This window comes from Chromobacterium paludis (genome assembly GCF_008275125.1).
Classification (GTDB): domain Bacteria; phylum Pseudomonadota; class Gammaproteobacteria; order Burkholderiales; family Chromobacteriaceae; genus Chromobacterium; species Chromobacterium paludis.
In genome coordinates this window covers 2,411,100-2,437,078 of the sequence record NZ_CP043473.1, presented here as the reverse complement: position 1 = coordinate 2,437,078, position 25,979 = coordinate 2,411,100, and the positions used below count along the sequence as shown (strand labels likewise).

Below are 25,979 nucleotides of genomic sequence, written 5' to 3'. Positions count from 1 at the left end.
TTGGCGATCTTGCTTAGATCCACTTGGGGGTCATCATGAAAAACGACGCCATGTCCGCCGCTTTTGCCATTTTCATGGATGAGGCGCGCGACCTGATAGGCCAGATGGAAGACATCCTGCTGCGGCTGGAAGCCGGCGGCGCGGGCGCCGACGATTTGCCCGCGCTGTTCCGTTGCGCGCACACCATCAAGGGTTCGGCCGGCATGTTCGGCCTGGAGGAGGTGGTGCGCTTCACCCATGTGGTGGAAAGCGTGCTGGACGAATTGCGCAACGGCGCCTTTGTGTTTGATTCGGACTTGGCCAGCGTGCTGCTGGATTGCCAAGACCATATCGCCGGGCTGATCGCCGCGGTGGCGGAAGGCGGCGAGGCGGACCGCGCCCGCAGCGATGCGCTGATTCCGCAGTTGTCGCGCTGGCTGGCGCAGGAGGCGGCGCCCGCCGCGCGCGCCAGCGCGCCGGCCCCGCTAGAGCCGGCGGGGCCGCGCGAGGAGGCGTCATCGTCGCCATTCTGGCATCTCTCCCTGCGCTTTTCCCCGGCCATCCTAGGCGACGGCATGGACCCGCTCAAATTCATCAACTACCTGAACCATTATGGCCGCATCCAGCATGTGGAAACGGTTTGCGACCATTTGCCGCCGCTGGAGGCGGCGGACCCGGAACTGTGCTACCTGGGGTTCGAGGTGGTCTTGGACAGCGCGGCCAGCGAGGAGGAGATCGCCAGCGTGTTCGCGTTCTGCGCCGGCAACGCCAGCATTGTCATCCTGCCGCCGCGCAGCCCGCTGGACAAGTTTCTGCGCCTGATTCAATTCCTGCCGGAAGAGCCCGGCCGGGTGGGGGAAATCCTGCTGGCTTGCGGATCTTTGACGCCAGATCAGCTATACCAGCTGTTTGTCCTGCCGCAGGGTGAGGCCTTGCCGGCCGAGCCAGCCGAAGTCGGCGAAGCATCACCGGCGGCGGTTCCGCCCAAGCCCAAGCGCGAGGAGGAGCGGCGCCCCGCCGAGGGCGGCAGCCTCAAAGTGCCGGCTTGCCGGCTGGACGCGCTGATCGACCGCGTGGGCGAGCTGGTCATCGCCGGCGCCGGCAATCAGGCCCTGGCCGCCAAAACCGCCCAGCCGGCCATGCTGGAGGCCGCGTCCCAGCTGCTGGCGCTGGTGGAGGCGGTGCGCGACATGGCGCTGCAGCTGCGCATGGTGGCGATAGGCGAGGTTTTTTCCCGTTTTCCGCGCGTGGTCCGCGACGTGGCCAAAGAACTGGGCAAAGAGATAGAGCTGCGCATCTCCGGCGCGGAGGCGGAGCTGGACAAGTCCATGGTGGACAAGATCGCGGACCCCTTGATGCACTTGCTGCGCAATGCCATGGACCACGGCATCGAGCCGGTGGAGACGCGCATCGCGCGCGGGAAACCCATGCAGGGCACGGTGTCGCTGAAGGCCTACCATGAGTCAGGCGCGATCATGATCGAGGTGTCCGACGACGGCGGCGGCCTGGATCCGGAGAGGATACTGCGCAAGGCGGTGGAGAAGGGCATTGTCGCCGAGGGGGGCAACCTGTCCGTGCGCGACATTCATCAACTGATACTGGCGCCCGGCTTTTCCACGGCGGAGCGTGTCACCAATCTGTCCGGTCGCGGCGTCGGCATGGACGTGGTGAAAAGCAATATCGAGTCGCTGCGCGGCACGCTGGAGATCGAGTCGGAATACGGCCGCGGCACCACCATGCGGCTGTGCCTGCCGCTGACGCTGGCCATCATCGACGGCTTCCATGTCGGCGTGGGCGACGCCCAGTTCATCGTGCCGCTGGACATGGTGGTGGAGTGCCTGGAGCTGCCGCCGGGATTGGAGGAGATGGAGTACATGGACAAGGATGGCGTTGCCTTGCCCTTTGTCCGTTTGCGCCAGCTGTTCGGCGAGCGTGGACAGGCCCATCCGCGTCCGCGCGTGGTGACGGTCAGTTTCGCCGGCAAGCGCATCGGCCTGGTGGTGGACCGGATTTACGGCAAATGCCAAACCGTCATCAAGCCCTTGGGCGCGCTGTTCCAGCATGTGCCCTGCGTCACCGGCTCGACCATACTCGGCGACGGCGAGGTTGCCTTGATCATCGACGTTGTCCAGCTGATCCAGGGCGTGGTGGCGCGGGAATCGCAATCGCGGCGCCAGAGCGCTCCCGCGGCTATCCATGCGCCGGCGCTGACGATATGAGCGCGCCCAAGCCCAAACTCCGCGCGCTGATGCTCGACGACTCCGACGTGGTGCGTCAGGGGAGGAGCCAGAGACTGTCCGTGAGCCGGTGATCGAGGCGATGGGGCGCCGCATCCGCCCCCTTGTTTGCCATGGCCAAGCTGGCCCGCGCGTGTTGCCTGGGCTGGCCCTGATCGCGCCGGGCGGGCGCCATGCCGCGCGGCGCCTGAGACGGGGCCGACCCGCGGTCATTCATTCGCGGAGGGAGGCGAGTTCGTACAGATCGCTCAAGAATTGTCGGCGCATGGACGCGTCCATGCGCGGCAGGCCCTCGCTCAGCCAATCGTCGAGCAGGCTCTCCAGGCGCAGGCTGCGGCGGCTCAGTTCCGGAAAGCCGAAGGTGCCGCCGGAGCCGGCCAGCTTGTGCAGGTGGCCATGCAGGGCGCGATAAATCGCGTGGTCGGCCTCGCCGCCGTCCAACTGGGCGGCCAGGTCCCGCATTTCGCCCAGCTGCCGAAGCAGGCGGATTTGATATTGCACGCGCAATGCCTGCATCCGTTTTTCCGTTTCAGAGGCGTCCATGCTCTCCTTTCGCCGCGCCGCGGGCGGTCTGCTACTCGGATTTGTCGGCGGCTTGGTGTTGCCATCCTTCCAGGGAGCTGAGCAGCCTGGCGGTGGAGGTGGCGTGCATTTTCTTCAATACGCTGCTGCGGTATTGCTCCGCGGTATTGAGCGTCACGCCCAGCTTGTCGGCGATTTGCTTGCTGCTCATGCCGGCGGCGATGGCGTCGAAAACCTGTCTTTCGCGCGGCGTGAGATTCGCCAGCCTGGCCAGGAAAACCTCTTTTTCGCGGACTTTCTGTTTTCTTTGCGGCAGCGTGTGCAAGCATTGCTGCACGCAGTCCAGCAACTCCTGGCCTTGTATCGGTTTTTGCAGAAACTCCACCGCCCCGTCGCGCATGGCGTCCACCACCACCCGGATATCGGCGTGCGCGGTCATGAAGATGATCGGCATGTCCAGCGTTTCCTTGCGGATCTGGCGCTGCAGGTCCAGCCCGTTCATGCCCGGCATGCGCATGTCCAGCACCACGCAGGCGCAGTGGCGGCGCCTGGCATCCGCCAGGAACGAGCGTCCATCGGCATAGCCCCTCACCGCTATTTTCACGCTGCTCAGCATCAGGCATAACATTTCGCGCAATTCGTCGTCGTCGTCGATGACGGCGACAAAATCGTCATTCATCATTTTCCCTTTCATGGACGCGGGTGATTCGACGGTTGCGCCGGTCGCAGACCTGCGTTGTGTCGCGTCGCGGCCGCAGAGAAATTCTCGTTCTAGTCGATTTTCTGGGCGAGCGCGCGGATTTGGCCGGGCAGCGCCAGCGGATTGAAAGGTTTTTCTATCACGGCGGCGGCGCCAAGCTGCTTCAACTTTTCGATCTCATGCTTCTGCACTTTCGCGGTGATGAAAATGATGGGCGTCGAGGCGAGCGCCGGGATGGCTTTCAAGCGGCTGAATGTCTTAGGGCCATCCATCTCCGGCATCATCACGTCCAGTAAAATGATGTCGGGCGGCGCGGCCTCGGCGCAGGCGATGGCGTCGATGCTGGATGCGCATAGCCGGATTTCCATGTCTGGCTCCTGCTCGAACGCGAAGGCGAAAATGCTCCTGATGTCCGGGTCGTCATCGATGAACATCAGCTGTATTTTTCTGGGTGGCATGGCGGCTCCTTGGGCTGGCGATCGGGCCGATGGCGAGGGCGTCGCTGCCATGGGCGGCCGTCGCGCGGCAGGCGGCTTCATTTCAGACAGCGCTCATGACGCATGGCGCACAAGATGCTGTTTTCCAGTTCGGCCAGGGGGGCATGGCGGGGAATCCAGTGTATCGCCAGGCCCTCCTGCTGGATCGACTTGAGATAGTCCTTCTTGACGCACTCGGAGAGCAGGATGACCGCCGGCGCGCTCACGCCCCGCATATTGAGGATGGCCTCAATCATGGCCAGGTCTTCACGGTGGGTCAGATCGATCAAGATGGCCTGATAGGCGTTGTGCCGCAATAAGTCGATCGCAATGACGCCACGGTAAGCGCTGTCGCTCTCCATGCCGCGCGCGGACAGCGAGGCGCGCAATGACTCCGCCTCGCTTTCCTCGCTTTGGCAGATCAAGAGGCGACGGCAGGGTGTCGCGGCGGCCGGCGCCCTGGCGGCGGGCAGATCAAAGAAGAACGTAGTGCCGGTGCCCATGGTGCTCTCATAGTCCAGTACGCCATGGTGGCGTTCGATAATGGCTTTGGTAATGCTCAGTCCCAGCCCGGCGCCGCCTTTTTCCCTGGTGTCCAGTTTGTCTGCCTGTGAGAAACGATTGAAGATTTCGTGGCGGAAGCTTTCCGGTATGCCTCTTCCTTCGTCGTGTATCGCCACCCGGTACCGCTCGGGCAAGGGATGGATGGAAATCTCCACGGCGCCATGGGGGGGAGAGAATTTCACGGCGTTGGACAGGATGTTGGAAATGGCCTGCATCAGCCGGTTGGGGTCGCCGATGATATGGGCCTGCCCCAGGGCGTTCAAGGCCTGCAGCCGGATGCCATGCTGATGCGCATAAGCCTCGTTGCAGTGGATCGCTTGCTTGACCAGGGCGCACAGGTCGATTTGCTCGAAAGCGAATTCCAGATGGCCGCCCTCTATTTTTTCCAGGTCCAGTATGTCGTTGGCGAGCACGGTGAGCCGCTCGCAGTTGCGGCTGGCAATCTCGAGCAACTGCCTGACCCTGGGCGGCAGCGCCTCGCCGGCCCCGCTCAAGGCCAGCGTCAGGCCGCCATGGATGGAGGTCAAGGGGGTGCGCAGCTCATGGCTGACCGTGGAGATGAATTCGTTCTTGAGGCGCTCCACTTTCTTGCGTTCGGAAATGTCGCGCGCCACCGCCACCAGCAGGCGGCGTCCTTGCAGGTCCACTTCAATGATGGACAGCTCCAATGGAAAGGTGGCGCCATCGCGGCGCCGGCCGATGAACTCCTGTCCCTTGCCGCAGATGGGCGCGGGCCCCGCCAGGCCAAGCCAGCCGCTGGGGAGGCCCGGACCTGGCTCCGCGATCAGCATGGCGAGGTTGTGCCCGGCCATTTCGCCGGCGCTGCGGCCAAAAATGCGGCAGGCCGCGGGATTGGCGCTTTCCATGACGCCGTGGGCGTCCAGCGTGATGATGCCGTCTATCACGCTGTCCAGCACGGCGCGCAGGCGCGCGTCGGAGTCGTGCAGCTGCTGGATCAGATCGACGGCGGGTTGCATGAGCATCATATCGACGGCGCTGGCGGCCAGGTCGCGCAGGGCGGCCAGCTGCTCAGGGCTGGGCTTGTGCGGTACGCGATCAATCGCACACAAGGTGCCCAGGCGCAGGTCGCCGCCTATATCCAGCGGCGCGCCGGCATAGAAACGGATGTGGGGGCTGCCGGTGACAAGCGGGTTGTCGGCGAAGCGCGGGTCCTGGCGCGTGTCGGCGACGCAAAAAATGTCGCGGCCCAGAATGGCGTGTCCGCAGAAGGAAATGTCGCGGCTGGTTTGCCGGGCATCCAGCCCTTGATGGGATTTGAACCACTGCCGCCCCGCGTCGACGAAGCTGACCAGGGCGATGGGAACCTGCATGATGTGCTGAGCGAGCCGCGTGATGCGGTCAAAGCGCTCTTCCGGCGGCGTATCGAGGATGTTCAGCGCATGCAGCGCCGCGATGCGTTCGCTTTCATTGCTTGGGCTGTCCGGTTTCTGCATGGGAGTCCTGGCGTGCGGTTAGGTCTGTCCATGAAGAATAGTTTCCGGCGATGCCGCGAACAAATCGCTTGGGGGCGCGCCTCCGGCGCGGGGCGGGGAGGCGCGCTTGCCGCGCGTTACAGCTTCTGCGCGATATGCCACAGCACGCCGGAGGGGTCGATCAACGGAAAGTCCAGCATGCCCCAGGGCTGTTCTTTCAGTTCGCCGATTTTGACTTGGTATTTCTCGGCGATGCCGCGGCGCAGCAGCTCCGCACGCCAGGCGGCGACGTCTTCAACCAGGAAGTGCATCATGCAATTGGCGGCGAATTCCGGGTGATAGTAGTCCTGCAGCAGGAAGCTGCAGTTGCCGTGGGCGAAATAGGCTACGCCATGGACGGCGGACTTCATGTCGAAGCCGATGTCCTGGTAAAAGGCTTGCGATAGCGCGAAATCGCGGCTGGGAATAAAGGCCTTCAACTCGACGGAATGCAGATTTTCCATGCCACTGTCCTTGGTTGTGAGCAAAAGAAAGCCCGCCGCGGCTGCCCGGGCGGGGGGTCTGACATGCCGATGCTAGGGGCGGTTGCACTAAGCGTCAACCGTTCCTATGTCAGTTTGGCCTCGCCTTCCAGCATGTTCACGCTGCTCAGGCCGGAGCGGAATACCGCCTGCTGCAGGGTTTCGATGGCTTTCTTGCGGAAGAACTGCTTGCGCGTCACCAAGAGCACGCGGCGTTGCGGCGCCGGTTGGCTGAATGGCACCACGGACAGCAGCGATTCATCGCCGGGGCCGACTGAGGTGGCCGGCATCACGGTGACGCCCATGCCGCTGGCCACCATGTGGCGTATGGTGTTCAGCGAGCTGCCCTGCAGCGTGCTGGCCAGATTATGGCCTTGCGCCGGCCGGCTGGAGAGTTCGCTGCAGGCCTGCAGCACCTGGTCGCGGAAGCAGTTGCCGGGGCTGAGCAGCAGCACGCTTTCCTCCGACAGCTGGCAGGGTTCGATGGATGGCTGCTTTTCCCAAGGGTGGCCCTTGGGCGTGGCGACGACGAAGGGCTCGTCGTACAGCGGCCAGGCTTCGATGCCGGTTTCCTCGAACGGGTCGGCGACGATGATGGCGTCCACTTCGCCACGCTTGAGCATTTCCGCCAGTCGGGAGGTGTAGTTCTCCTCCAGGATCAGCGGCATGTCCGGCGCCAGGATGCGCAGGGCCGGGATCAGCCGCGGCAGCAGGTAGGGGCTGATGGTGAAGATCACCCCCAGTTTCAGCGGCCCGGCCAGCTCGTTCTGATGCTCGCCCGCCAGGCGCTTGACCGCGTCGGCCTCCTCCAGCACGCGCTGCGATTGCTCGATGATGCGTTCGCCGATTTCGGTGACCGCCACTTCCTGGCCGCCTCGCTCGAACAGCGTGACGCCCAGCTCGTCCTCCAGCTTCTTGATGGCGATGGACAGCGTGGGCTGGCTGACGAAGCAGCTCTGGGCCGCGCGGCCGAAGTGGCGCTCGCGCGCCACCGCCACGATGTAGCGCAGTTCAGTCAGCGTCATGGCTTAGCGCTGGTGTTCCGGCAGCACGATGTTGACCTCCAGGACTTCGTAGTCGTCCTGGCGCTCCACCTGCACCTTGATGTCTTCCAGATTGACGGACACGTATTTGGAGATCACTTCCATCAATTCGCGCTGCAGCGCGGGCAGGTAGTCCGGCGCATGACGGCCGTTGCGTTCGTGCGCCAGGATGATTTGCAGGCGTTCGCGGGCGATGGCGGCGGATTTTTGGCGCTTGCCAAAAATCATATCGATCAATGACATGGCTTAACCTCCGAACAGGCGCTTGAGAAGGCCCACTTTGGGCGCGTCCAGAAAGCGCATCGGGCGCTGTTCGCCCATGAAGCGCGCCACCACGTCGCCATACGCCTCGGCCACGTCGCTGCCCTTCAGGTGAATGGCCGGGGTGCCGGCGTTGGAGGCCTGTAACACGCTTTGCGATTCCGGGATGACGCCGATCAGCGGCACGCGCAGGATTTCCTTGACGTCGTCCACCGACAGCATTTCGCCCTTGTCCACGCGGCCCGGCGCGTAGCGGGTGATCAGCAGGTGCTCCTTCACCGGCTCGCGGCCTTCCTCGGCGCGCTTGGATTTGGACGACAGAATGCCCAGGATGCGGTCGGAGTCGCGCACCGACGACACTTCCGGGTTGGTGACGATCAGGGCCTCGTCGGCGAAATACAGCGCCATCAGCGCGCCTTTTTCAATGCCGGCCGGGGAGTCGCACACGATGTATTCAAAGCCGGCGTCGCCCAGGTCCTTCAGCACTTTTTCCACGCCGTCCAGCGTCAGCGCGTCCTTGTCGCGCGTTTGCGAGGCCGGGATGATGAACAGATTGTCGCAATGCTTGTCCTTGATCAGGGCCTGGTTCAGGCTGGCCTCGCCGTTGACCACATTGATCAGGTCGTACACCACGCGGCGTTCGCAGCCCATGATCAGGTCCAGGTTGCGCAGGCCGACGTCGAAGTCGATCACGGCAGTTTTGTGGCCGCGCAGTGCCAGGCCGGAAGCAAAGCTCGCGCTGGTGGTGGTTTTGCCTACGCCACCCTTGCCGGATGTCACAACGATGATTTTTGCCACGGGGCTTTCCTCTAAAGAATCACTCGCCGAGCGCCGTCATCACCAGGCGCTCGTTTTCAAGATAAATTTGGGTGGGCTTGCCCAGAATGCTGTCGGGCAAGGCTTGCTCTATGGTGCGGTAGACGCCGGCGATGGAGACCAGCTCGGCCTCCATGCTGCGCGTGAAGATGCGCGCCTGGTCATTGCCGCGGGCGCCGGCCAGCGCGCGTCCGCGCAAGGGCGCGTAGACGTGGATGTTGCCGTCGGCGATGACCTCGGCGCCGGTATTGACCATGGCCAGCACCACCAGATCGCCGCCCTTGGCGTAGATCTGCTGGCCGGCGCGCACCGGACGGTCGATGATCATGCATGAGGGCGGCAGCGCGGCAGGGGCCGGCGCGGCAGGCGCTTCGGCCGCGGGCTTGGCTGGCTCCTGCACGGCCTGCACCGAGCGCGGCTGGGCGGCGCTGTTGGCGAAGGCCAGGCCGAAACGGCTGGCGACGGCGGCCAGCGCGTTGTCCGGGTGGCGCAGCGCCACGGCGCGGATGCCGCGGCGGCTCAGCAAGGGCAGCAGGCGGCCCAGGTCCAGCTCCGCCGGCTTGGCCAGGGCTTCCACATCCAGCACGAAGGCTTCCGCGGGCGCGTCATTGGTGTTGCCGAAGCGCGCGTCCAGAGCCTGGCTCAATTCGTCCAGATTATCGGTGCGCAACAGGAGGGCCAGCAGGTCTAGGCTGGCGGATTTGATGTCGAAGGCGTTGGCCACAGGGCTCATGGGAATGACTTTAAATAGATTTCTTCTATGGGCCGAGTGTACTGGCTTGCAGACGGGCTTTCAATGGTTGGATCAAGCTAACGATGGCGCGGGGCCATCGCGCCGAGCGGCGGAGGATCGCGGCGCGCGGACGGCGAATGACGCGTTGCGCAAAAAACACGCCTGCACGTGTCCGCCAGGGCAGGTGTCTTCGTGTCATCAATATGGAATGATGCTGTAGTAAAAATTGCGCAGGAATAACCGCTTAGTCCATTGTGCGGTGCAGCAAATGCTTGACCTGACGTTCACGTAAGCGGTAAAGTGTGGTTGTTGCGCCGCAACATCCTTGCGCGGAACGCCAGTATCGCTGCTGTATCGCTGTGTCCACGACATTCTAGGAGCTGATTACATGTTTACCACCACGCAAGAATTCTCCGCCCTCGGCCAATCCCAGTTCGACAAGGCCGTACGCCTGTCCTCCATCTTTTTGGCCGGCGCCGAGCGCATGGCCAGCCTGCAGCTGGACCTGTCCCGCAAGCTGCTGAACGACAATGCCGAAGCCTTCAAGGCGCTGACCGAAGCCAAGGACGTCAAGGCTCTGGGCGAAGTGCAAAGCAGCCTGGCGCAGCCGGTGCTGGATCAGGCCTTCTCCGCCGCTCGTCATGTTTACGACGCCGCCTTGGTCACCCAGAACGAACTGACCTCCTTCGTCGAAGAGCAGATCGCCGAGAACAACAAGGCGCTGCAGACCAGCCTGGAGCGCTTCTCCAAGAATGCTCCGGCCGGCTCCGACATCGCCGTGTCCGCGCTGAAGACCCTGCTGAACACCTCCACCGCTGCTTTTGAAAGCGTGTCCAAGACCGCCAAGAAGGTAGGCGCCGAGATCGCCGAGGCTGGCGTGGAAGCCGCCACCAATTCGGCCAAGGCCGCCAGTGCCGCCGTAGCGCGCAAGAAGACGGCCACCACTACCGCTGCCTGATTCCGCTCGCGGCTTCGGAAGACGTAACCCGCCCCGGCTTAAGCCGGCGGCGGGTTTTTCATTCTCCGGGCGGGGCGGGCTGCAGTGCGGCGAGTTTTTGCAGCCAGGCGTCCCAGTCCTGCTCATGCGGCAGGGCCAGCACGATGCCGCGAGCCAGGTTGGCGGCGTAATGGCGCGCCGACTCCGGCAACGGCGAAGGGTAGGGGGGCTGCAGCCCAACGCGCTCGGCCAGATAGGCGGCGGAGAGCTGGCGCAGTTTGTCCGCCAGCTGCCACTGCGCTTGCAGCAGCGTTTCCCATGGCATGGCTCGGGCCAGCGGCTCGGGCGGCGGCAGGGCCGCATGGCAGGCATGCAGCAGCGCGCTGAAGGCTCGCTGGCAGAAACGCGCGCTGTGGGCCGGCCCGCAGCGCAGCCAGCAGCCGGCCTGCGGCGCCAGCGCGTCCAGCACTTGCCAGGCGGCGCTGTCAGGTTGCGGCGCATTGCCCACCAGCAGCATGAAACCGTGCTCGGCGGCGGGAGGAAGCCATTCGCCGGCCAGCTCCACCAGTTCGATACCGGCTTGCCGACAGTAGTCCAGCCGTTCCGCCAGGGCCTGGTCGTCATCCTGGGCCAAGTCCAGCCAGTGTCCTTCCAGTTCGACGCCGATCCAGCCGGCCGGCAAGACGGAGGGCGCGCCGTGGTCCCGCCCAGCCGCCAACCCTTGCGCCTCTAGCCGGCGCAAGAACCAGGACAGATGGGGAGCTTGTCCCCGCATGCGGTAGGAAACGGCCATTGTCGGATATCACGGAGTCGCCATCGGGCGCGGTTGCTGATTTGAAGCGTGGCAGAACTCGTCCGCCGCGGCAATCCATTATCCGGCGGAATGCTGATATTGTGCAATGCAGCATCGGGCGGGTAATAAAAAACCGGCCAAGCGGCCGGTTTGTCGGGCGGGAAACGGCTTACTTGCCGAAACGCTCGATGCCTTCGACCAGCTCGGTCTTGGCGTCTTCCAGCGTGCCCCAGCCTTGGATCTTGACCCACTTGCCCTTTTCCAGATCCTTGTAGTGCTCGAAGAAGTGCACCATCTGCGCGCGCAGCAGTTCCGGCAGGTCTTCCAGCTTCTGGATGGACTTGTACATCGGGCACAGCTTTTCCACCGGCACGGCGACCAGCTTGGCGTCCACGCCGCCGTCGTCTTCCATCTTGATCAGGCCCAGGGCGCGGCAGCGCACCACGACGCCCGGCGGCAGCGGGAACGGGGTGACGACCAGCACGTCCACCGGGTCGCCGTCGCCGGCCAGGGTTTGCGGCACGAAGCCGTAGTTGGCCGGGTACATCATGGAAGTGCCCATGAAGCGGTCAACGACCAGCGTGTTCCACTCTTTGTCGAATTCGTACTTGATCGGGGCGGCGTTGGCGGAGATTTCGATGACGACGTTGAAGTCGCCCGGCATGTCCTTGCCCGGGCCGATGCTTGCGAGGTTCATTGCGCGCAATCCTTCGTGTTGAGTAATAAATGGGTTTAACCGGCCGATTATATCAGCAGCTGCCGGCGCTGTGCCGGCGAGGTATAATCGCCGGTTTGACGAAATACGCATGCGGGAGAAGCGCGGCTATGCTGGACAAGCTGATCATCGAACTGGACAAGGGCCTGCGCACCTTGTGCGCGCCGGCCAACAGCGGGCGCGCGCATCCGGACCAGGACGTGGCGGAGAGCGAACTTTCCGCTGCCGAGAAAAAGCACGCGTTGGGCCTGATGCGGGTCAATCATTGCGGCGAGGTGTGCGCCCAGGCCTTGTACCAGGGCCAGGCGCTGACCGCGCGCGATCCGTCGGCGCGAGAGGCTTTGAAGCAGGCGGCGCAGGAAGAAATCGAGCACCTGGCCTGGACCGAGCGCCGCATCCGCGAGCTGGGCGGCCGCCCCAGCCTGCTTAATCCCTTGTGGTATACCGGCTCCTTGGCGCTGGGCGTGGCGGCCGGCGTGCTGGGCGACAAGTGGAACCTGGGCTTTCTGCAGGAGACCGAACGCCAGGTGGGCGCGCACCTGGACGGCCATCTGCGCGAACTGCCGGATGGCGACGCGCGCAGCCGCGCCATCGTGGCCCAGATGCGCGACGACGAGCTTCAACACGCCGAGATGGCCCACGAGCTGGGCGCGGCCGAATTGCCGGCGCCCTTGAAGGCGGCGATGAAGCTGTCGGCCAAGCTGATGACAGGCGCCAGCTATCGCGTCTGACGCGATTGCTTCCGTCGTTCCCGCAACCCGCGCCCATCCGGCGCGGGTTTTGTTTTGCCGTTTCTTGATCGCAATCATGGCGCAGCCGCCTGGCTGGCCGCCGTTTCCCGCGCGCTTGACCAAGGTCTACAGCGGCGCGGCCGCCATGGATTAGCCTGCGGGCAGACTTGCCATTTCCTGCAGGAGGCTTTAGATGCGAATCTACCAGGCGGATGTTGTCATCGTCGGCGCCGGCGGCGCCGGATTGCGGGCGGCCATCGCCGCCGCCCAGTTCGATCCCCAGCTGAAGATCGCCCTGGTGTCCAAGGTGTATCCGATGCGCAGCCACACGGTGGCGGCGGAGGGCGGCTCGGCGGCGGTCAAACAGGACCATGACAGCTACGACGCCCACTTCCACGACACTGTGGCCGGCGGCGACTGGCTGTGCGAACAGGACGTGGTCGAATACTTCGTCCGCCAATGTCCGGAAGAGATGGTGCAGCTGGAGCACTGGGGCTGTCCGTGGAGCCGGAAGGAAGACGGCAGCGTCAATGTGCGCGCCTTCGGCGGCATGAAGATAGAACGCACCTGGTTCGCGGCCGACAAGACCGGCTTCCACATGCTGCACACCTTGTTCCAGACATCGATCCAATTTCCGTCCATCAAACGTTTTGACGAATACTTCTGCGCCGACCTGATCGTCGAGGATGGCCAGGCGCGCGGCGTGCTGGCCATCGAGATCGCCAGCGGCGACAGCCTGCTGATCGAAGCCGGAGCGGTGATCATGGCCACCGGCGGCGCCGGGCGAGTGTTCCGCGAGAACACCAACGGCGGCATCGTCACCGGCGACGGCATGGCCTTGGCCTACCGCCATGGCGTGCCGCTGCGCGACATGGAGTTTGTCCAGTACCACCCCACCTGCATGCCGCGCACCGGGCTGTTGTTCACCGAGGCCTGCCGCGGCGAGGGCGGCCTGCTGGTCAACAAGGATGGCTACCGCTATTTGCAGGATTATGGTCTGGGGCCGGCCGAGGACAAGCCGCGCAACAAATTCATGGAACTGGGCCCGCGCGACCGGCTGAGCCAGGCTTTCTGGTACGAGCAGCAGAAGGGACGCACCGTGCAGGGGCCGTGGGGTTCGGCCGTGTATCTGGACCTGCGTCACCTGGGCCACGCCAAGCTGCGCGAGCGGCTGCCGCAAATCTGCGAGCTGGCCGAAGAGTTCCTGGGCATCGACCCGGCCAAGGAGCCGATCCCGGTGCGTCCGGCCGTTCATTACACCATGGGCGGCATCCTGGTGGATGGCCGCTGCGCCGCGCCGATGCCCGGCCTGTACGCGGCGGGCGAGTGCTCCAGCGTTGGCATCCACGGCGCCAATCGGCTGGGCTCCAACTCCTTGGCCGAGTTGTCGGTGTTCGGCAAGGTGGCCGGCGTCGAAGCCGCCCGATTTGCCCGAGAGCAAAGGCCGGCCAGGCGCGAATCGCTGTTGAAGCAGGCCGAGGCGGCGGAGGCTAGCCTGCACGCTTTGCGCGCCAAGGACGGCACGGAGCGCATCGCCGACCTGCGCCGCGAAATGGCGGAAACCATGGAGGCCGGCTGCGGCATCTACCGCATGGAAGACAGCATGCGCGCCACCTGCGACAAGCTGGCCGAACTCAAGCAGCGCTTCCAGAACGTCAATGTGGAAGATAAGTCCAGCGTGTGGAACAGCGACTGGCTGCTGGCCATCGAGCTGGGCTACCAGCTGGACGTGGCCGAGGCGATGGCGCACTCGGCGCTGAATCGCAGGGAATCGCGCGGCGCCCACCAGCGGCTGGATGGCTACGAGCAGCGCGACGACGCCAACTTCCTCAAGCACAGCCACGCGGTGTACCAGCCGAACGCCGCGCCGCGCATCGAGTATGGCGAGGTCAAGATCACCACGTCTCAACCCGGCGTGCGCGCTTACGGCGCGGCGGGGGTGGCCGCAGAAAAAGGAGAACAGGCATGACGGACAAAACCATCCAGATCGAGGTGCTGCGCTACCGGCCGGAGCAGGACCAGGAGCCGTGGCTGCAGGGCTTCGAGGTGCCGTACAGCGACGACATGTCGGTGCTGCAGGGCCTGCAATACATCCGCGATTATCTCGACGGCACCTTGGCCTTCCGCTGGTCCTGCCGCCAGGCCATCTGCGGCAGCTGCGGCATGATGGTGGACGGCGTGCCCAAGCTCGCCTGCAAGACCTTTCTGCGCGACTACCCCGGCAAGGTGCGCATCGAGCCCTTGAACCACTTTCCGATCGAGCGCGATCTGGTGGTGGTGTTGGACGACTTCATCGAGAAACTCGAAAGCATCACGCCCTATATCGTGCCCAAGGAAGACAAGCCCTTGTCCGAGGGCGAATACCAGCAGACGCCGGCGCAGATGGACTGGTACGCCCAGTTCAGCGGCTGCATCAACTGCCTGCTGTGCTACGCCGCCTGTCCGCAGTATGGGCTGAATCCGGATTTCCTCGGCCCAGGCGCCATCGCGCTCTTGCACCGCTACAACCAGGACAGCCGCGATGGCGCGTCCGAGCAGCGCATGGCGCTGCTGGCCGCGCAGGAGGGCGTGTTCAACTGCACGGCGGTGGGCTATTGCTCGGAAGTCTGTCCCAAGGCGGTGGACCCGGCCAATGCGGTGAACCTGAACAAGACGGCGGTGGCCAAGGACTATTTCCTGCGCTTCGCCCGGCCCAAGGGAGCATGCAAATGAGCAAGCGCAAGCCTTATGTCCGTCCGATGGACGGTTGGTGGAAGAAGAGCCCTTATTTCATCGAGTACATGATCCACGAAGGCACGGCGCTATTCGTCGCCGCCTACGCCTTCGTGCTGCTGTGCGGCCTGTGGCGGCTGAGCCAGGGCGAAGCGGCGTGGGATGGCTTCATGACATCGCTGCAAAGCCCGCTGGCGCTGCTGTTCCACCTGATCCTGCTCTTGATGATCGGCTACCACAGCTACACCTGGTTCAAGATCATGCCGCGCACCTTGCCGCCGGTGATCATAGGCGGCAAGCGCGTGTCCGCCGCCGCCATCACAGCAGGCGGCTTCGCCGCCACCTTGCTGGCCAGCCTGGCGCTGCTCTTCATCGTCTGGGGGATCTCGCAATGAAAAACCGGCAATGGAAGCGTTCCCATGCGCCCATCTTTTGGGGGCTGTTCGGCGCCGGCGGCATGCTGGCCGCGCTGTTTGGCCCCATGCTGGTGGCCATCACCGGCTTCGCAGCGCCGCTGGGCTGGCTGCCGGCCAAGGCGGCCAGCTACCAGGGCGCGCTGGCGCTGGCGCACAGCTTGATCGGCAAGGCGGCGCTGTGGGGGCTGATCAGCCTGCTGCTGTGGCATGCGGCGCATCGCATCTACCACAGCCTGCACGATGTCGGCATCCGCGGCGGCCCGCTGGCCAAGGCGCTGACTTATGGCGTGGCCGCCCTGGGCACGCTGGCGGCGTTGGCCATGTTGGCGCGGATCGGCTAGCAGGCAGGCGGCGGAGTGAGTGTGAAAATGCTCGCGTGTGGATAGCTTCCGTCTTATAGTAAACATGGCTCTATATTGTGCATATTAATAGAGTTAATGTTTAAAATCATGCGGGTCTGAGTTGAATATCCCGGTGGCAGCCGCGGAGCTTGGCAGGACCTGTGCGAGGAGATGGCAATGGCAATCAGCGCGGTGGACAGCATTCACTCTTTTCGTTTTGCGCCGGTATCCGCTCCTGGCGTGCTGGCGGCGCAAGGCGCCGCCAATCAGCCGCCGCTGGTCAATGCGCCACAAGAGAAAAGCAAGGACAGCGGCGGCATAGACTTCAGCCGCAATGTGGTGACGGCCTTGCAGCTCACCGGCTTCAATGTTTCCGGCGCGCCGCGTCAGTCCGGCTATGCCCGCGTTGCCGGCATACTCGGTTTCGATGCGCTGGCGCCTTCTCCCGGCAGCCAGGTGCAAACGGCGCTCAACACCTTCATCAATCAGATGTATCGCGCCGTGCAAGCGGAAAGCCTGGACAGCAGCGGCTATGCCAGCGAGCAAGACCCCAGCGCCGGCGGCTCCGGCGATTTCCAGAGCAATTTGCAGCGTCTGATGCAGGATGTCAGCAACGGCGTGCGCAACAACGCCACCACTCGCCTGAACGCCGCCTTCAAGGATTTGCAGCAGGCGTTGGGCGGCAGCCCGGCCGGCGCACCCTCATCGCAGGCGGCCTTGCGCACCTTCATGCAGAACCTGATGAATTTGCAGAGCAGCCAGCTTGCTTCGCTGCAAAGTTCCGGCTCCTTGGTTGATACCCGCAGTTGAAGCGGGAAGCGCGCGCGATCATGCGGCCAATCATAAAAGCCTTTGATTTAACAGAAATTTATATTTGATCGCTTTGTCGCGGCGCCAAGAGGCCGATATACCGATATCAGCGCAAGCTGAGCGGGTAGTCTGGTCTTGTCAAGGAGAGCGTCATGTCGGTCGGATCCCTGGGCAGCGGCTCAATCTCATTGCAGTACACGCAGGTGGACATCCAGGAAACCCTGTCTTCGGATCCGTCGCAGCTGGCATCCGGCGGCGCGGTCCAAGGCCAGGGCGGCGGCCACCATCATCATCACGGCGGGGAGCCGTTCGGGCAGGATGTGCTGCAAGCCTTGCAACAGTCCGGCTTGCTGCCGCCGCCATCCACGGCTGCCGCTTCATCCAGCGGCGGCAGCGACGGTTCTGGCGGGGCGGGCAGTAGCGGCGCGGTCAGCGCGGCCGGCGGCGGTCAGCGGCAAGCCGTGCATGCCTTCATTCATTCCTTGTTCCAGGCTTTGCATCAAGAGGGCGCGCAGGGGACGGCGGCGCAGGGGACGGGCGGCGGCGACAATGACGGCGACACCGATAGCGGCGGTCCGGATCAGGATGCCGCGGCCACGCAGAGCGGCAGCGCTTCCGGTACCAGCGGTTACCGCAGCGGGCTGCAAAACAATCTGCAGCAATTATTGCAGGATATCGCCAATGGCACGCAAAATAGCGCCAGTTCGACTTTGCAGTCGGCTTTTCAGACTTTGCAGCAGGCGCTGGGCACCTCCAGCGGCAGCGGGCAGGGGCAGGCTTCCTTGCAGACCTTTCTGCAAAACCTGAGCCAGAATTTGCAAAACAATCAGCTGGGCACCAGCGCCGGCGTCGGCGCCTTGCTGAGCACGTCCGCCTGACGAAGTTGCCCCGTGCGGGGCGCGGAGTCGGAATGGACAAAGGCCGGGGGGAACCCCGGCCTTTGTCTTGCCTGCGCGGTTTTTAAGGTCGGCGGCGCGAGGGCAGGCTGGTCAGCACGCCCAGGCCGATGATGGAGACGCTGATCAGGCCGGTGGCCACTTCGCCCAGCTCCACGTGCAGCGCGGCGGCGAACATGATGGCCACCAGCGCGGCGATGGCCCAGAACGCGGACACCTCCAGATACTTGAACTGGCCGATCACGTCGCGCTCCACCAGGTAGAGGGTCAGCGAGCGCACGAACATCGCGCCTATGCCCAGGCCGGCGGCGATCAGCCAGAAGTCATTGGTGATGGCGAAGGCGGCGATCACGCCGTCCATGGAGAAGCTGGCGTCCAGCACCTCCAGATAGACAAAGCCGATCAGGCCGTTCCTGGCCGCCGCGGTCTGGATGTCCACTCCGCCGAACAGCTGCTTGAACATATGCAAGACCATGAACATCACATAGCCCCAGAAGCAGCTGCTGATGAAGGCCAGCTTCTGGCCCGCCGGCACGCCGGCCGCCACCGTGGCCACCACCAAGATGGTGACCAAGGATTGCGCGTTTTCCACGCTGCCCAGCTTGGCCAGCAGCGGTTCGACGCCGGGCAGCCAGTGATCGTCCTTTTCATGCTGCACGAAGTATTCGATCACCACCATCAGCAGGAAGGTGGCGCCGAAGCCCATGATCATCAAATGGCTGTCGTGCATGATTTGCTGGTAGCGCGCGGGCTGCTCCGTGGCGACGGCGAAGGCCTCGGCCAGGGACACGCCGCCGGCCGTGGACACGATCAGCAGCGGAAACAGCACGCGCATGCCGAATACCGCCACGGCGATGCCGACGGTCATGAAAACTTGGCGCCAGCGATGGCTCATCGCCTTGAGCACGGAGGCGTTGACCACGGCATTGTCGAAGGAGACGCTGGTTTCCAGCACGGCCAGCACCGCGGTGGTCAGCAGAAAGGCGCTGGCGGTTTCGGCGCCGCCGCGCTGGAAACCATAGCTGGCGACCGCAGCCAGCGCGGCGGCGCTGAGGACCAGCGAGCCGATGAAGTAAGAAAAAGTGGAACGCATGATTAACCTGAGCCAGTGCGGCGTTGCCGCTGTTGTTTTGAATGCATGAACGGCCGGAAATCCGGCCGTTTGCGGTTCATTATATGACGGCGTCAGGCGGCGCGCATCAGCCCGCCGCCGCCGTCCGGGACAGGCATTGCCGGTAGCGGCCGTCCACTCGCTCGGCAAACCATTGGGTGGTCAGCTTGCGGGTGATCTTGGGGCTTTTCAGGTCGATTTGCGGCATGAGGGCGCGCGGCAGGGGCTTGCCGGCTTGCTTGTCCGCCAGGGTGAACACCCGCCGGTACAGTTCGCATTGGCCAAAGGCGGAATATTTTTCCTGTTTCAGATCGCGCAGGATGGCGTCGCGGCTGAGGCCTAGCCGATCGGCGATGGCCAGCGCCGCCTGCTGGCTGCCGGAGGGCTGGCTGCCCTGGTAGTTCAGCAGGTCGCCGTCCAGCGCCAGCTTGCGGCCGCTGAGCCGGGCCAACGCGGCCTGGAACGCCGCGTTGCGGCTGCTGTAGCGGCCGGCGTTGAAATCGGCGAAGCGGTACTTCATGTCTTGATACGGCGCCGGGTATTGCAGCAGGATGGCCGCGCCGAAGTAAACGCCGCCGCGCCGGCTGAATACCTGGTGGCGGATGCTGTCGCGGTGCGGATAAGGATAGGGCCAGGCCTTGACGTGGGATTCGGCGAACTCCACGCTGACCTGCATCGGCCCGCCGGTGCGTATCGGATTCTTCATGTCCATGGGCAGGCCCATCTGTGTGGCCTCGCGCGCCATATCCTCGTACAGCAGGTTCATTTCGCGCTCGGTGCGCAGCGCGTCGATGCGCGCCTTATAGCTCTGGCCATTGGGCGAGGTCTTCAACAGCGCCGCCTTGACCACGGAGAGCGGCACCAGGTAGCGATGGGCCTTCTCCTCTATTTTTCCCCAGACGATTTTGGGCAGGCCCGGCACCGTCGGGTCGCTCTGCCAGCTGGACTCCTGCTCGATCACCGCGGCCATGGCGCAGGCGTTCTCTGCCGTGGGCGGAATGCGCAAGTGGCGGAAGGCGCTGTCGATATCGTGGATCCAGCCTTGGCGATCGCGCACGGCTACCGGGACGGACGCGGGCACGTAGTTGCGCGCCGGCGGTGGCGCCGGAGGCGGGAGCGGGGCGGGCGCCGGAGCGGCGGGGGCGACGGGCGGCAGTTGCGCCGGCGCGGGGGCCGGCTGCGGCTCGGGCATGGGGATGAGGACGGGCGCGGCCGGCTTGGTCGGGGCGGCGCAGCCGGCGAGCAGCGCGGCCAGCAAGAGGGGAATCACGGTGCGGTTCATTTTTTTATGGTCCGGCTAAAGGTAAGCGCGGGCATGGCCAAGGCTCAGCGCGGCGGCAGATAGGCGGCCGGATTCACCACTTGGGTGCCCAGGCGCAGCTCGAAATGCAGCTTGACGCGGTTGGCGCCGGAGTCGCCCATGGTGGCGATCTGCTGGCCCGCCACCACCTGGTCTCCCTCCTGCGCCAGCAGCTTCTGATTATGGGCGTATACGGTCAAGGTGCTTTCATTGTGCTTGATGATCAGCAGGTTGCCATAGGCGCGTATGCCTTTGCCGGCGTAGACCACCTTGCCTGCCGCGGCGGCGCGCACCGGGTCGCCGGCTTGGCCCGCGATGTCCAGTCCCTTGTTGCGGTTGCCGTCGAAGCCGGCGAGCACGGCGCCGTCGGCCGGCCATTGCAGCTTGATGGTGAGCTTGGGCGGCGGCGCGGATGGCTTGACCGGCGCCGGCTTGGGGTTGGCGGGACTGGTTTTTGCCGGGTTGGCAGGCTGGCCGGAGGCGGATGTGGGCGGCTGCACGCGCAGCAGCTGTCCGGTCTGGATCACGGAGCGGTCCGCCAGGCGGTTCCAGCGAGCCAGGTTGGCCACGCTCTGTTTGTGCCGGCGCGCGATGCGGTACAGCGTATCGCCAGCCTGCACCCGATAGTAGCCGGTCGGGGCCGGCAAGTCGGCAGGCGGGAGCGAGGAGCAGGCTGCCAGGCACAAGCTGCTACAAAGAATGAGAGATCGCAGAGACATGATGGCCATTTTACACGGTCCGCTGGGGCGCAGATGGAGAGGATGATGAAGAAATGGTTCTGGTTGCTGTTGGCTTGTCTGGTTTCCCCGGCATGGTCCGCGGCGCCGTCGCCCGTGCTCATTCATTTGTATTCGCTGGATTATCCGCCATTTATCATCGGAGAGCCCGGCACGGCTCAGCGCGGCATTGCCCAGGAAGCGGTGCAGGCGGCGCTGGCCAAGGCCGGCATGCAGGGACAATGGATGGATGTGCCGTGGAAGCGCGCGCAACTGCAGGTGCAGGGCGACGAGTACGCCTGCCTGCTGCCCTTGACCCGCTCGCCCAAGCGCGAGGATTTATACCGCTGGATAGCCGTGATCGACAGCAGCGGGCAGTCTCTGTTCGTGCGGGCCGGCAATGTCCAGGGCATCCACTCCCTGGCGGACCTGAAGGGCAAGCGCGTGGTGGCGCTATTGGGGTCGTCGATGGCGGAGTGGCTGCGGCAGCATCAGGTGGAGTTTGCTGAGCTGCCCGCCGCGAAGGACGGCTATCGCGAGCTGAGCCTGGGCGTGGCGGACGCCTGGGCCGTGCATAGCCCGGTCGCGCGCTATTTGGTGAAGCAGCAAGGGCGCAAGGCCGTGGCGATCCAGGAGGTCTTGCGTCTGCAGGAAACCCAAATTTATATTGCCTGCGGCAAGCGCATGCCGGACGAGGCCGCTAAGCGGCTGGCCGATGCGTTTCGCCAATTGCGGGAGAGCGGGGAGCTGGAGCGCATCACGGCGCGTTATCTGGATTGAAACATGAAAAAGCCCCCGCGGCGCGGGGGCTGGATCGGCTTGCGGATCAGCGGCTGATCGGCTTGTAGCGCAGGCGCTTGGGTTTGGCGCCTTCCTCGCCCAGGCGCTTCTTCTTGTCGGCTTCGTACTCTTGATAGTTGCCGTCGAAGAAGGTCCATTGCGATTCGCCTTCCGCCGCCAGGATATGGGTGGCGATGCGGTCCAGGAACCAGCGGTCGTGCGAGATCACGAACACGGTGCCGGCGTATTCCAGCAGCGCGTCTTCCAGCGCGCGCAGCGTTTCCACGTCGAGGTCGTTGGACGGTTCGTCCAGCAGCAGCACATTGCCGCCCTTCAGCAGCGTCTTGGCCAGGTGCAGGCGGCCGCGTTCGCCGCCGGACAGCATGCCCACCTTCTTCTGCTGGTCCGCGCCCTTGAAGTTGAAGCGGCCGAGGTAAGCGCGGCTGGACATCTCGAACTTGCCGACGGTCAGGATGTCCGCGCCGGCGGCCACGTCCTCGAACACGGTCTTGTCGCCGTCCAGGCCTTCGCGGCTCTGTTCGACGAAGGCCATCTGCACGGTCTGGCCGATTTTCACCGTACCGCTGTCCGGTTGTTCCTTGCCGGCTATCATCTTGAACAGCGTGGACTTGCCGGCGCCGTTGGGGCCGATGATGCCGACGATGGCGCCCGGCGGGGCCTTGAAGCTCAGGTTGTCGATCAGCAGGCGGTCGCCGAAGCCCTTGGACACGCCATCGAACTCGATCACTTCATTGCCCAGGCGCTCGGCCACCGGGATGAAGATTTCCTGCGTTTCGTTGCGCTTCTGGGTTTCGTAGCTGGACAGCTCCTCGAAGCGGGCGATGCGCGCCTTGGACTTGGCCTGGCGGCCCTTGGGGTTTTGGCGCACCCATTCCAGCTCCTGCTTCATCGCCTTCTGGCGCGCGGCCTCGCCCTTGGCTTCCTGCGCCAGGCGCGCTTCCTTCTGCTCCAGCCAGCCGGAGTAGTTGCCCTTCCACGGGATGCCTTCGCCGCGGTCCAGCTCCAGAATCCATTCGGCGGCGTTGTCCAGGAAGTAGCGGTCGTGAGTGACGGCCACCACGGTGCCGGGGAAGCGCACCAGGAATTGCTCCAGCCATTCCACGGACTCGGCGTCCAGGTGGTTGGTCGGCTCGTCCAAGAGCAGCATGTCCGGCTTGGACAGCAAGAGCTTGCACAGCGCCACGCGGCGCTTTTCGCCGCCGGACAACGGGCCGATTTTGGCGTCCCAGGGTGGCAGGCGCAGCGCGTCGGCGGCGATTTCCAGCTGGTGTTCGACGTTGTCGTTGGCGCCGGCGGCGATGATGGCCTCCAGCTTGGCTTGTTCCTCAGCCAGCGCGTCGAAGTCCGCGTCCGGGTCGGCGTAGGCGGCGTACACTTCTTCCAGGCGCTTCTGCGCGCCCATCACTTCGCCCATGCCGCTTTCCACTTCCTCGCGCACGGTCTTGTCCGGATCGAGCTGCGGCTCCTGCGGCAGGTAGCCGATGTTCAGGTTCGGCTGCCACTGCACTTCGCCGTCGTACTCCTTTTCCACCCCGGCCATGATTTTCAGCACGGTGGATTTGCCCGCGCCGTTCAGGCCCAGCAGGCCGATCTTGGCGCCGGGGAAGAAGGACAGCGAGATGTCCTTGATGATTTGCCGCTTGGGCGGGACGATCTTGCTCACGCGGAGCATCGACATCACGTATTGGGCCATGGATTCGTTCACATTGGTTGCTATGACTAGACGCCGATTCTACCAAAACGGGCGGCCAAGAACAGATAGCCGAACGGCCGGCATGGGCCGGCCGCGCGGGGGATGAAATTTAGAAAACCAGCGCCAGCGCGGCGGTGGCCAGCATGGCGAAGGCGCAGGCCACTTTGGCCACCGCGCCGACGATAAAACCGATGAAAGTGCCGACGCCGACCTTGCCGGCCTGCAAGGCGTCCTTGCGAGCCAGGAACTCGCCGATCACCGCGCCGACCAGGGGGCCGAGGATGACGCCGGCCAGACCGAGGAACATGCCAACCAGGCTGCCGATGAAGGCGCCCCACAGCGCTTGCTTGCTCGCCCCGGTGGCCTTGGCGCCCAACAGGCCGGCGACGAAGTCTATCAGCAGGCCCAACGCCGCCAACACTGCCAGTATGCTCAGGCTGACGGCGCCCAGGTGATGGAAGCCATCCAGCCAAGAGGCCAGCAGCAGGCCGCCGAACATCAGCGGCAGGCCGGGGAGGGCGGGCAGGATGGTGCCGGCCAGGCCGGCCACCACCATCAGCGCGGCGGCCAGGTAGCCTAGTAACGCCATCGCTTATTCCGCCTGCGGGCCGGTGTACAGGGCCAGCAGCTCCTGTTGCGCGCAGTGCGGCTTGCCGCGCCCGGAACGGCGTTTGTAGCCGCCGTCAGGCTGCATGTCCCAGCTGTTGACGTTGTCTTCCAGATACAGCCGCAGCGCTTCCTTGATGATGCGGCGCTTCAGCTTGCCGTCCAGGATGGGCACGCAGGTTTCGATGCGGCGGAAGAAGTTGCGGCCCATCCAGTCGGCGCTGGACATCAGCAGGTCTTCCTTGTGATCGTTGTAGAAGTAGAACACGCGCGGATGTTCCAGGAAGCGGCCGACGATGGAGCGCACCGAGATGTTGTCGGACAGCCCCGGCACGCCGGGGCGCAGCGCGCACACGCCGCGCACGATGAGCTGGATCTTCACGCCGGCCTGGCTGGCGCGGTACAGCGCGTGGATGACTTGCGGTTCCAGCAGCGAGTTCATCTTGGCGATGATCTGCGCCGGCTTGCCGGCCTGGGCGTGTTCGATCTCGCGCTCGATGGACTGCATGATCATGCTGTGCAGCGTGAACGGGCTCTGGAACAGATGCTTCAGGCTGCTGGCGCTGCCCAAGCCGGTGAGCTGGACGAAGATGTCGTTGACGTCGCTGGCGATTTCCTCGTCGCAGGTCAACAGGCCGAAGTCCGTGTACAGCCGCGCGGTGCGCGGGTGGTAGTTGCCGGTGCCCAGATGCACGTAGCGGCGCAGGCCGTGCGTTTCGCGCCGCACCACCATCAGCATCTTGGCGTGCACCTTGTAGCCGATCACGCCATACACCACGTGGGCGCCGGCGTCTTCCAGGCGGCTGGCCCAGCTGATATTGGCTTCTTCGTCGAAGCGCGCCATCAGCTCCACCACCACGGTCACCTGTTTGCCGGCGCGGGCGGCGGCGATCAGCGACTCCATCAGCACCGAGTCGGTGCCGGTGCGGTACACCGTCATCTTGATCGCCACCACGTGCGGGTCGGTCGCCGCCTGGGTCAGGAAGTCGATCACCGGCTGGAAGCTTTGGTAGGGGTGGTGCAGCAGCACATCGCCCTTGCGGATGACCTCGAACAGGGAGGACTTGGACTTCTTTTGCAGATTGGCCGGCAGCGCGGGGGTGAACGGCGCGAATTTCAAATCGGAGCGGTCCACCAGGTCCGGCACCTGCATCAGCCGAACCAGGTTCACCGGGCCGTTGACGCGGTAGACGTCGCGCGGCTGCAGATTGAACTGGGTCAGCAGGAAGGATTCCATGTGCTGCGGGCAGGTGTCGGCGATTTCCAGCCGCACGGCGTCGCCGAACTGGCGCTGGCGCAATTCGCCCTGCAGCGCGGTGCGCAGGTTCTTGAAGTCGTCGTCTTCGACGGACAGCTCGCTGTCGCGCGTCACGCGGAACTGGTAGCAGCCCTTGACCGTCATGCCGGGGAACAGCTCATGCACATGCGAGTGCAGGATGGACGACAGGAAGACGAAGCAATGCGAGTGGCCGTCGCACACCTCGGCCGGCAGCTTGATCACGCGCGGCAGGATGCGCGGCGCCTGCACGATGGCGGTGCCGGAGGCGCGGCCGAAGGCGTCGCGGCCCTCCAGCTCCACCGCGAAGTTCAGCGACTTGTTCAGCACCTTGGGGAAGGGGTGGGACGGGTCCAGGCCGATGGGCGTCAGGATGGGCATCAGCTCGCGGAAGAAGTAATTCTTCACCCACTCCTGCTGTTGCTCCGTCCATTCGCTGCGGCGCAGGAAAATGATGTTTTGCTCGCGCAGCGCCGGGAACAGCACCTCGCTCATCACGGCGTATTGCTCGCGCACCAGCTGGTGGCTGGCGCGGGACACTTTCGCGAGGGCCTGCTCGGGCGTGGAGCCGTCGGCCAGGATGCGGTCCGGCGTGGCGTGGGCGGCGTCCTGCAGCCAGGCCACGCGCACTTCGAAGAATTCGTCCAGGTTGGAGGAGACGATGCACAGGAACTTCAGCCTCTCCAGCAGCGGCAGATTGGGGTCTTCCGCCTGGGCCAATACGCGGCGGTTGAATTCTATCAGTCCCAGTTCACGGTTCAGCAGCAGGTCTTGCGATTGTGACATACGGTGTGTGAGCCAAATTTCGAAGGTGGAGACAATAAAGCCCTCACTTGGAGG

General features: G+C 64.5%; 27 protein-coding genes. 10 read left to right on the top strand and 17 right to left on the bottom strand.

The annotated features are described in order from the left end of the window. Nucleotides 1–35 precede the first annotated feature (35 nt). Nucleotides 36–2,198: a chemotaxis protein CheA gene (locus tag FYK34_RS11295; RefSeq protein ID WP_231137245.1), complete on the top strand. Its 2,163-nt coding sequence runs from the start codon at nt 36–38 to the stop codon at nt 2,196–2,198. 231 nt (nt 2,199–2,429) lie between these two features. On the opposite strand, the gene FYK34_RS11290 is transcribed toward FYK34_RS11295, so the two are convergent. The 9 genes from FYK34_RS11290 to minC form a co-directional block, all read right to left on the bottom strand. Continuing rightward, on the bottom strand, nt 2,430–2,759 hold the full coding sequence (locus tag FYK34_RS11290) for an Hpt domain-containing protein (protein ID WP_149296503.1): 330 nt from the start codon (nt 2,757–2,759) through the stop codon (nt 2,430–2,432). Nucleotides 2,760–2,790: 31 nt separating this feature from the next. Further along, nucleotides 2,791–3,420, bottom strand: a complete 630-nt coding sequence (locus FYK34_RS11285) for a response regulator transcription factor (protein WP_168209717.1) — start codon at nt 3,418–3,420, stop codon at nt 2,791–2,793. 89 nt (nt 3,421–3,509) lie between these two features. Then, nucleotides 3,510–3,977 (bottom strand): response regulator, encoded by a 468-nt coding sequence (locus FYK34_RS11280; protein WP_196782483.1) that lies wholly within the window; start codon nt 3,975–3,977, stop codon nt 3,510–3,512. Next, a complete protein-coding gene (locus tag FYK34_RS11275; RefSeq protein ID WP_149296499.1) occupies nt 3,974–5,932 on the bottom strand; it encodes an ATP-binding protein in 1,959 nt (652 codons plus the stop codon). Before FYK34_RS11275 ends, FYK34_RS11280 begins: the two co-directional genes overlap by 4 nt. Nucleotides 5,933–6,048: 116 nt before the next feature. Then, a complete protein-coding gene (locus FYK34_RS11270) occupies nt 6,049–6,414 on the bottom strand; it encodes a VOC family protein (RefSeq protein ID WP_149296497.1) in 366 nt (121 codons plus the stop codon). Between the two features lie 104 nt (nt 6,415–6,518). Next, on the bottom strand, nt 6,519–7,457 hold the full coding sequence (locus FYK34_RS11265) for a hydrogen peroxide-inducible genes activator (protein WP_149296495.1): 939 nt from the start codon (nt 7,455–7,457) through the stop codon (nt 6,519–6,521). Nucleotides 7,458–7,460: 3 nt separating this feature from the next. Then, nucleotides 7,461–7,718, bottom strand: a complete 258-nt coding sequence (gene minE, locus FYK34_RS11260) for a cell division topological specificity factor MinE (protein ID WP_011136924.1) — start codon at nt 7,716–7,718, stop codon at nt 7,461–7,463. A gap of 3 nt (nt 7,719–7,721) precedes the next feature. Continuing rightward, a complete protein-coding gene (minD, locus tag FYK34_RS11255; protein ID WP_149296493.1) occupies nt 7,722–8,534 on the bottom strand; it encodes a septum site-determining protein MinD in 813 nt (270 codons plus the stop codon). A 19-nt stretch (nt 8,535–8,553) separates the two neighbouring features. Beyond that, nucleotides 8,554–9,285, bottom strand: a complete 732-nt coding sequence (minC, locus tag FYK34_RS11250) for a septum site-determining protein MinC (RefSeq protein ID WP_149296491.1) — start codon at nt 9,283–9,285, stop codon at nt 8,554–8,556. Between the two features lie 388 nt (nt 9,286–9,673). Here minC and FYK34_RS11245 point away from each other — a divergent pair, with 388 nt between their 5' ends. After that, nucleotides 9,674–10,243, top strand: coding sequence for a phasin family protein (locus FYK34_RS11245; RefSeq protein ID WP_149296489.1), 570 nt, complete (start codon nt 9,674–9,676; stop codon nt 10,241–10,243). Between the two features lie 58 nt (nt 10,244–10,301). Here the strand turns inward: FYK34_RS11245 and FYK34_RS11240 are convergent, their stop codons facing one another. Together FYK34_RS11240 and ppa are read right to left on the bottom strand one after the other, a co-directional pair. Continuing rightward, a complete protein-coding gene (locus FYK34_RS11240) occupies nt 10,302–11,015 on the bottom strand; it encodes a hypothetical protein (protein WP_149296487.1) in 714 nt (237 codons plus the stop codon). 169 nt (nt 11,016–11,184) lie between these two features. Continuing rightward, nucleotides 11,185–11,712, bottom strand: a complete 528-nt coding sequence (gene ppa / locus FYK34_RS11235; protein ID WP_021478635.1) for an inorganic diphosphatase — start codon at nt 11,710–11,712, stop codon at nt 11,185–11,187. 128 nt (nt 11,713–11,840) lie between these two features. Here ppa and coq7 point away from each other — a divergent pair, with 128 nt between their 5' ends. The 7 genes from coq7 (at nt 11,841) to FYK34_RS11200 (ending at nt 17,618) form a co-directional block, all read left to right on the top strand. Further along, nucleotides 11,841–12,461: a 2-polyprenyl-3-methyl-6-methoxy-1,4-benzoquinone monooxygenase gene (coq7, locus tag FYK34_RS11230; protein ID WP_149296485.1), complete on the top strand. Its 621-nt coding sequence runs from the start codon at nt 11,841–11,843 to the stop codon at nt 12,459–12,461. A gap of 193 nt (nt 12,462–12,654) precedes the next feature. Then, nucleotides 12,655–14,430 (top strand): fumarate reductase (quinol) flavoprotein subunit, encoded by a 1,776-nt coding sequence (gene frdA, locus FYK34_RS11225; RefSeq protein ID WP_149296483.1) that lies wholly within the window; start codon nt 12,655–12,657, stop codon nt 14,428–14,430. Continuing rightward, nucleotides 14,427–15,173: a succinate dehydrogenase/fumarate reductase iron-sulfur subunit gene (locus FYK34_RS11220; protein ID WP_149296481.1), complete on the top strand. Its 747-nt coding sequence runs from the start codon at nt 14,427–14,429 to the stop codon at nt 15,171–15,173. The genes frdA and FYK34_RS11220 overlap by 4 nt, the downstream gene beginning before the upstream one ends. After that, entirely contained in the window at nt 15,170–15,568 is a 399-nt protein-coding gene (locus tag FYK34_RS11215; RefSeq protein WP_149296479.1) for a fumarate reductase subunit C, read from the top strand. Before FYK34_RS11220 ends, FYK34_RS11215 begins: the two co-directional genes overlap by 4 nt. Continuing rightward, nucleotides 15,565–15,930 carry a fumarate reductase subunit FrdD gene (gene frdD / locus FYK34_RS11210; RefSeq protein WP_149296477.1) on the top strand — a complete coding sequence of 122 codons (366 nt, stop codon included), beginning with the start codon at nt 15,565–15,567 and terminating at the stop codon, nt 15,928–15,930. Before FYK34_RS11215 ends, frdD begins: the two co-directional genes overlap by 4 nt. 177 nt (nt 15,931–16,107) lie before the next feature. Beyond that, the gene (locus tag FYK34_RS11205; RefSeq protein ID WP_149296475.1) at nt 16,108–16,740 is read left to right on the top strand and encodes a hypothetical protein; all 633 of its coding nucleotides are present in this window, start codon (nt 16,108–16,110) and stop codon (nt 16,738–16,740) included. A 152-nt stretch (nt 16,741–16,892) separates the two neighbouring features. Continuing rightward, complete coding sequence (locus FYK34_RS11200; protein ID WP_149296473.1) at nt 16,893–17,618, top strand: hypothetical protein; 726 nt, start codon at nt 16,893–16,895, stop codon at nt 17,616–17,618. A gap of 82 nt (nt 17,619–17,700) precedes the next feature. On the opposite strand, the gene FYK34_RS11195 is transcribed toward FYK34_RS11200, so the two are convergent. The 3 genes from FYK34_RS11195 to FYK34_RS11185 form a co-directional block, all read right to left on the bottom strand. Next, nucleotides 17,701–18,729, bottom strand: coding sequence for a DUF475 domain-containing protein (locus tag FYK34_RS11195; RefSeq protein ID WP_149296471.1), 1,029 nt, complete (start codon nt 18,727–18,729; stop codon nt 17,701–17,703). Nucleotides 18,730–18,835: 106 nt separating this feature from the next. After that, nucleotides 18,836–20,029, bottom strand: coding sequence for a DUF1615 domain-containing protein (locus FYK34_RS11190; RefSeq protein WP_149296469.1), 1,194 nt, complete (start codon nt 20,027–20,029; stop codon nt 18,836–18,838). A gap of 44 nt (nt 20,030–20,073) precedes the next feature. After that, nucleotides 20,074–20,766 (bottom strand): peptidoglycan DD-metalloendopeptidase family protein, encoded by a 693-nt coding sequence (locus FYK34_RS11185; RefSeq protein ID WP_231137244.1) that lies wholly within the window; start codon nt 20,764–20,766, stop codon nt 20,074–20,076. A gap of 45 nt (nt 20,767–20,811) precedes the next feature. Here FYK34_RS11185 and FYK34_RS11180 point away from each other — a divergent pair, with 45 nt between their 5' ends. Next, nucleotides 20,812–21,543: a substrate-binding periplasmic protein gene (locus FYK34_RS11180; RefSeq protein WP_168209716.1), complete on the top strand. Its 732-nt coding sequence runs from the start codon at nt 20,812–20,814 to the stop codon at nt 21,541–21,543. Nucleotides 21,544–21,589: 46 nt separating this feature from the next. Here FYK34_RS11180 and ettA read toward each other — a convergent pair whose 3' ends face one another. The 3 genes from ettA to ppk1 all read right to left on the bottom strand — a co-directional run bounded on the left by ettA (nt 21,590) and on the right by ppk1 (nt 25,925). After that, nucleotides 21,590–23,257 (bottom strand): energy-dependent translational throttle protein EttA, encoded by a 1,668-nt coding sequence (gene ettA, locus FYK34_RS11175; RefSeq protein ID WP_149299927.1) that lies wholly within the window; start codon nt 23,255–23,257, stop codon nt 21,590–21,592. A gap of 109 nt (nt 23,258–23,366) precedes the next feature. Further along, nucleotides 23,367–23,846, bottom strand: coding sequence for a DUF456 domain-containing protein (locus FYK34_RS11170; RefSeq protein WP_149296464.1), 480 nt, complete (start codon nt 23,844–23,846; stop codon nt 23,367–23,369). A gap of 3 nt (nt 23,847–23,849) precedes the next feature. After that, nucleotides 23,850–25,925 (bottom strand): polyphosphate kinase 1, encoded by a 2,076-nt coding sequence (gene ppk1 / locus FYK34_RS11165; protein ID WP_149296462.1) that lies wholly within the window; start codon nt 25,923–25,925, stop codon nt 23,850–23,852. Between the last annotated feature and the right edge of the window lie 54 nt (nt 25,926–25,979).

Excerpts from the sequence above, each read along its gene's own strand:
- FYK34_RS11295 (WP_231137245.1), top strand. The coding sequence starts at position 36 with ATGAAAAACGACGCCATGTCCGCCGCTTTTGCCATTTTCATGGATGAG.
- FYK34_RS11290 (WP_149296503.1), bottom strand. The coding sequence starts at position 2,759 with ATGGACGCCTCTGAAACGGAAAAACGGATGCAGGCATTGCGCGTGCAA.
- FYK34_RS11285 (WP_168209717.1), bottom strand. The coding sequence starts at position 3,420 with ATGATGAATGACGATTTTGTCGCCGTCATCGACGACGACGACGAATTG.
- FYK34_RS11280 (WP_196782483.1), bottom strand. The coding sequence starts at position 3,977 with ATGAAGCCGCCTGCCGCGCGACGGCCGCCCATGGCAGCGACGCCCTCG.
- FYK34_RS11275 (WP_149296499.1), bottom strand. The coding sequence starts at position 5,932 with ATGCAGAAACCGGACAGCCCAAGCAATGAAAGCGAACGCATCGCGGCG.
- FYK34_RS11270 (WP_149296497.1), bottom strand. The coding sequence starts at position 6,414 with ATGGAAAATCTGCATTCCGTCGAGTTGAAGGCCTTTATTCCCAGCCGC.
- FYK34_RS11265 (WP_149296495.1), bottom strand. The coding sequence starts at position 7,457 with ATGACGCTGACTGAACTGCGCTACATCGTGGCGGTGGCGCGCGAGCGC.
- minE (WP_011136924.1), bottom strand. The coding sequence starts at position 7,718 with ATGTCATTGATCGATATGATTTTTGGCAAGCGCCAAAAATCCGCCGCC.
- minC (WP_149296491.1), bottom strand. The coding sequence starts at position 9,285 with ATGAGCCCTGTGGCCAACGCCTTCGACATCAAATCCGCCAGCCTAGAC.
- FYK34_RS11245 (WP_149296489.1), top strand. The coding sequence starts at position 9,674 with ATGTTTACCACCACGCAAGAATTCTCCGCCCTCGGCCAATCCCAGTTC.
- FYK34_RS11240 (WP_149296487.1), bottom strand. The coding sequence starts at position 11,015 with ATGGCCGTTTCCTACCGCATGCGGGGACAAGCTCCCCATCTGTCCTGG.
- ppa (WP_021478635.1), bottom strand. The coding sequence starts at position 11,712 with ATGAACCTCGCAAGCATCGGCCCGGGCAAGGACATGCCGGGCGACTTC.
- coq7 (WP_149296485.1), top strand. The coding sequence starts at position 11,841 with ATGCTGGACAAGCTGATCATCGAACTGGACAAGGGCCTGCGCACCTTG.
- frdA (WP_149296483.1), top strand. The coding sequence starts at position 12,655 with ATGCGAATCTACCAGGCGGATGTTGTCATCGTCGGCGCCGGCGGCGCC.
- FYK34_RS11220 (WP_149296481.1), top strand. The coding sequence starts at position 14,427 with ATGACGGACAAAACCATCCAGATCGAGGTGCTGCGCTACCGGCCGGAG.
- FYK34_RS11215 (WP_149296479.1), top strand. The coding sequence starts at position 15,170 with ATGAGCAAGCGCAAGCCTTATGTCCGTCCGATGGACGGTTGGTGGAAG.
- frdD (WP_149296477.1), top strand. The coding sequence starts at position 15,565 with ATGAAAAACCGGCAATGGAAGCGTTCCCATGCGCCCATCTTTTGGGGG.
- FYK34_RS11205 (WP_149296475.1), top strand. The coding sequence starts at position 16,108 with ATGGCAATCAGCGCGGTGGACAGCATTCACTCTTTTCGTTTTGCGCCG.
- FYK34_RS11200 (WP_149296473.1), top strand. The coding sequence starts at position 16,893 with ATGTCGGTCGGATCCCTGGGCAGCGGCTCAATCTCATTGCAGTACACG.
- FYK34_RS11195 (WP_149296471.1), bottom strand. The coding sequence starts at position 18,729 with ATGCGTTCCACTTTTTCTTACTTCATCGGCTCGCTGGTCCTCAGCGCC.
- FYK34_RS11190 (WP_149296469.1), bottom strand. The coding sequence starts at position 20,029 with ATGAACCGCACCGTGATTCCCCTCTTGCTGGCCGCGCTGCTCGCCGGC.
- FYK34_RS11185 (WP_231137244.1), bottom strand. The coding sequence starts at position 20,766 with ATGTCTCTGCGATCTCTCATTCTTTGTAGCAGCTTGTGCCTGGCAGCC.
- FYK34_RS11180 (WP_168209716.1), top strand. The coding sequence starts at position 20,812 with ATGAAGAAATGGTTCTGGTTGCTGTTGGCTTGTCTGGTTTCCCCGGCA.
- ettA (WP_149299927.1), bottom strand. The coding sequence starts at position 23,257 with ATGGCCCAATACGTGATGTCGATGCTCCGCGTGAGCAAGATCGTCCCG.
- FYK34_RS11170 (WP_149296464.1), bottom strand. The coding sequence starts at position 23,846 with ATGGCGTTACTAGGCTACCTGGCCGCCGCGCTGATGGTGGTGGCCGGC.
- ppk1 (WP_149296462.1), bottom strand. The coding sequence starts at position 25,925 with ATGTCACAATCGCAAGACCTGCTGCTGAACCGTGAACTGGGACTGATA.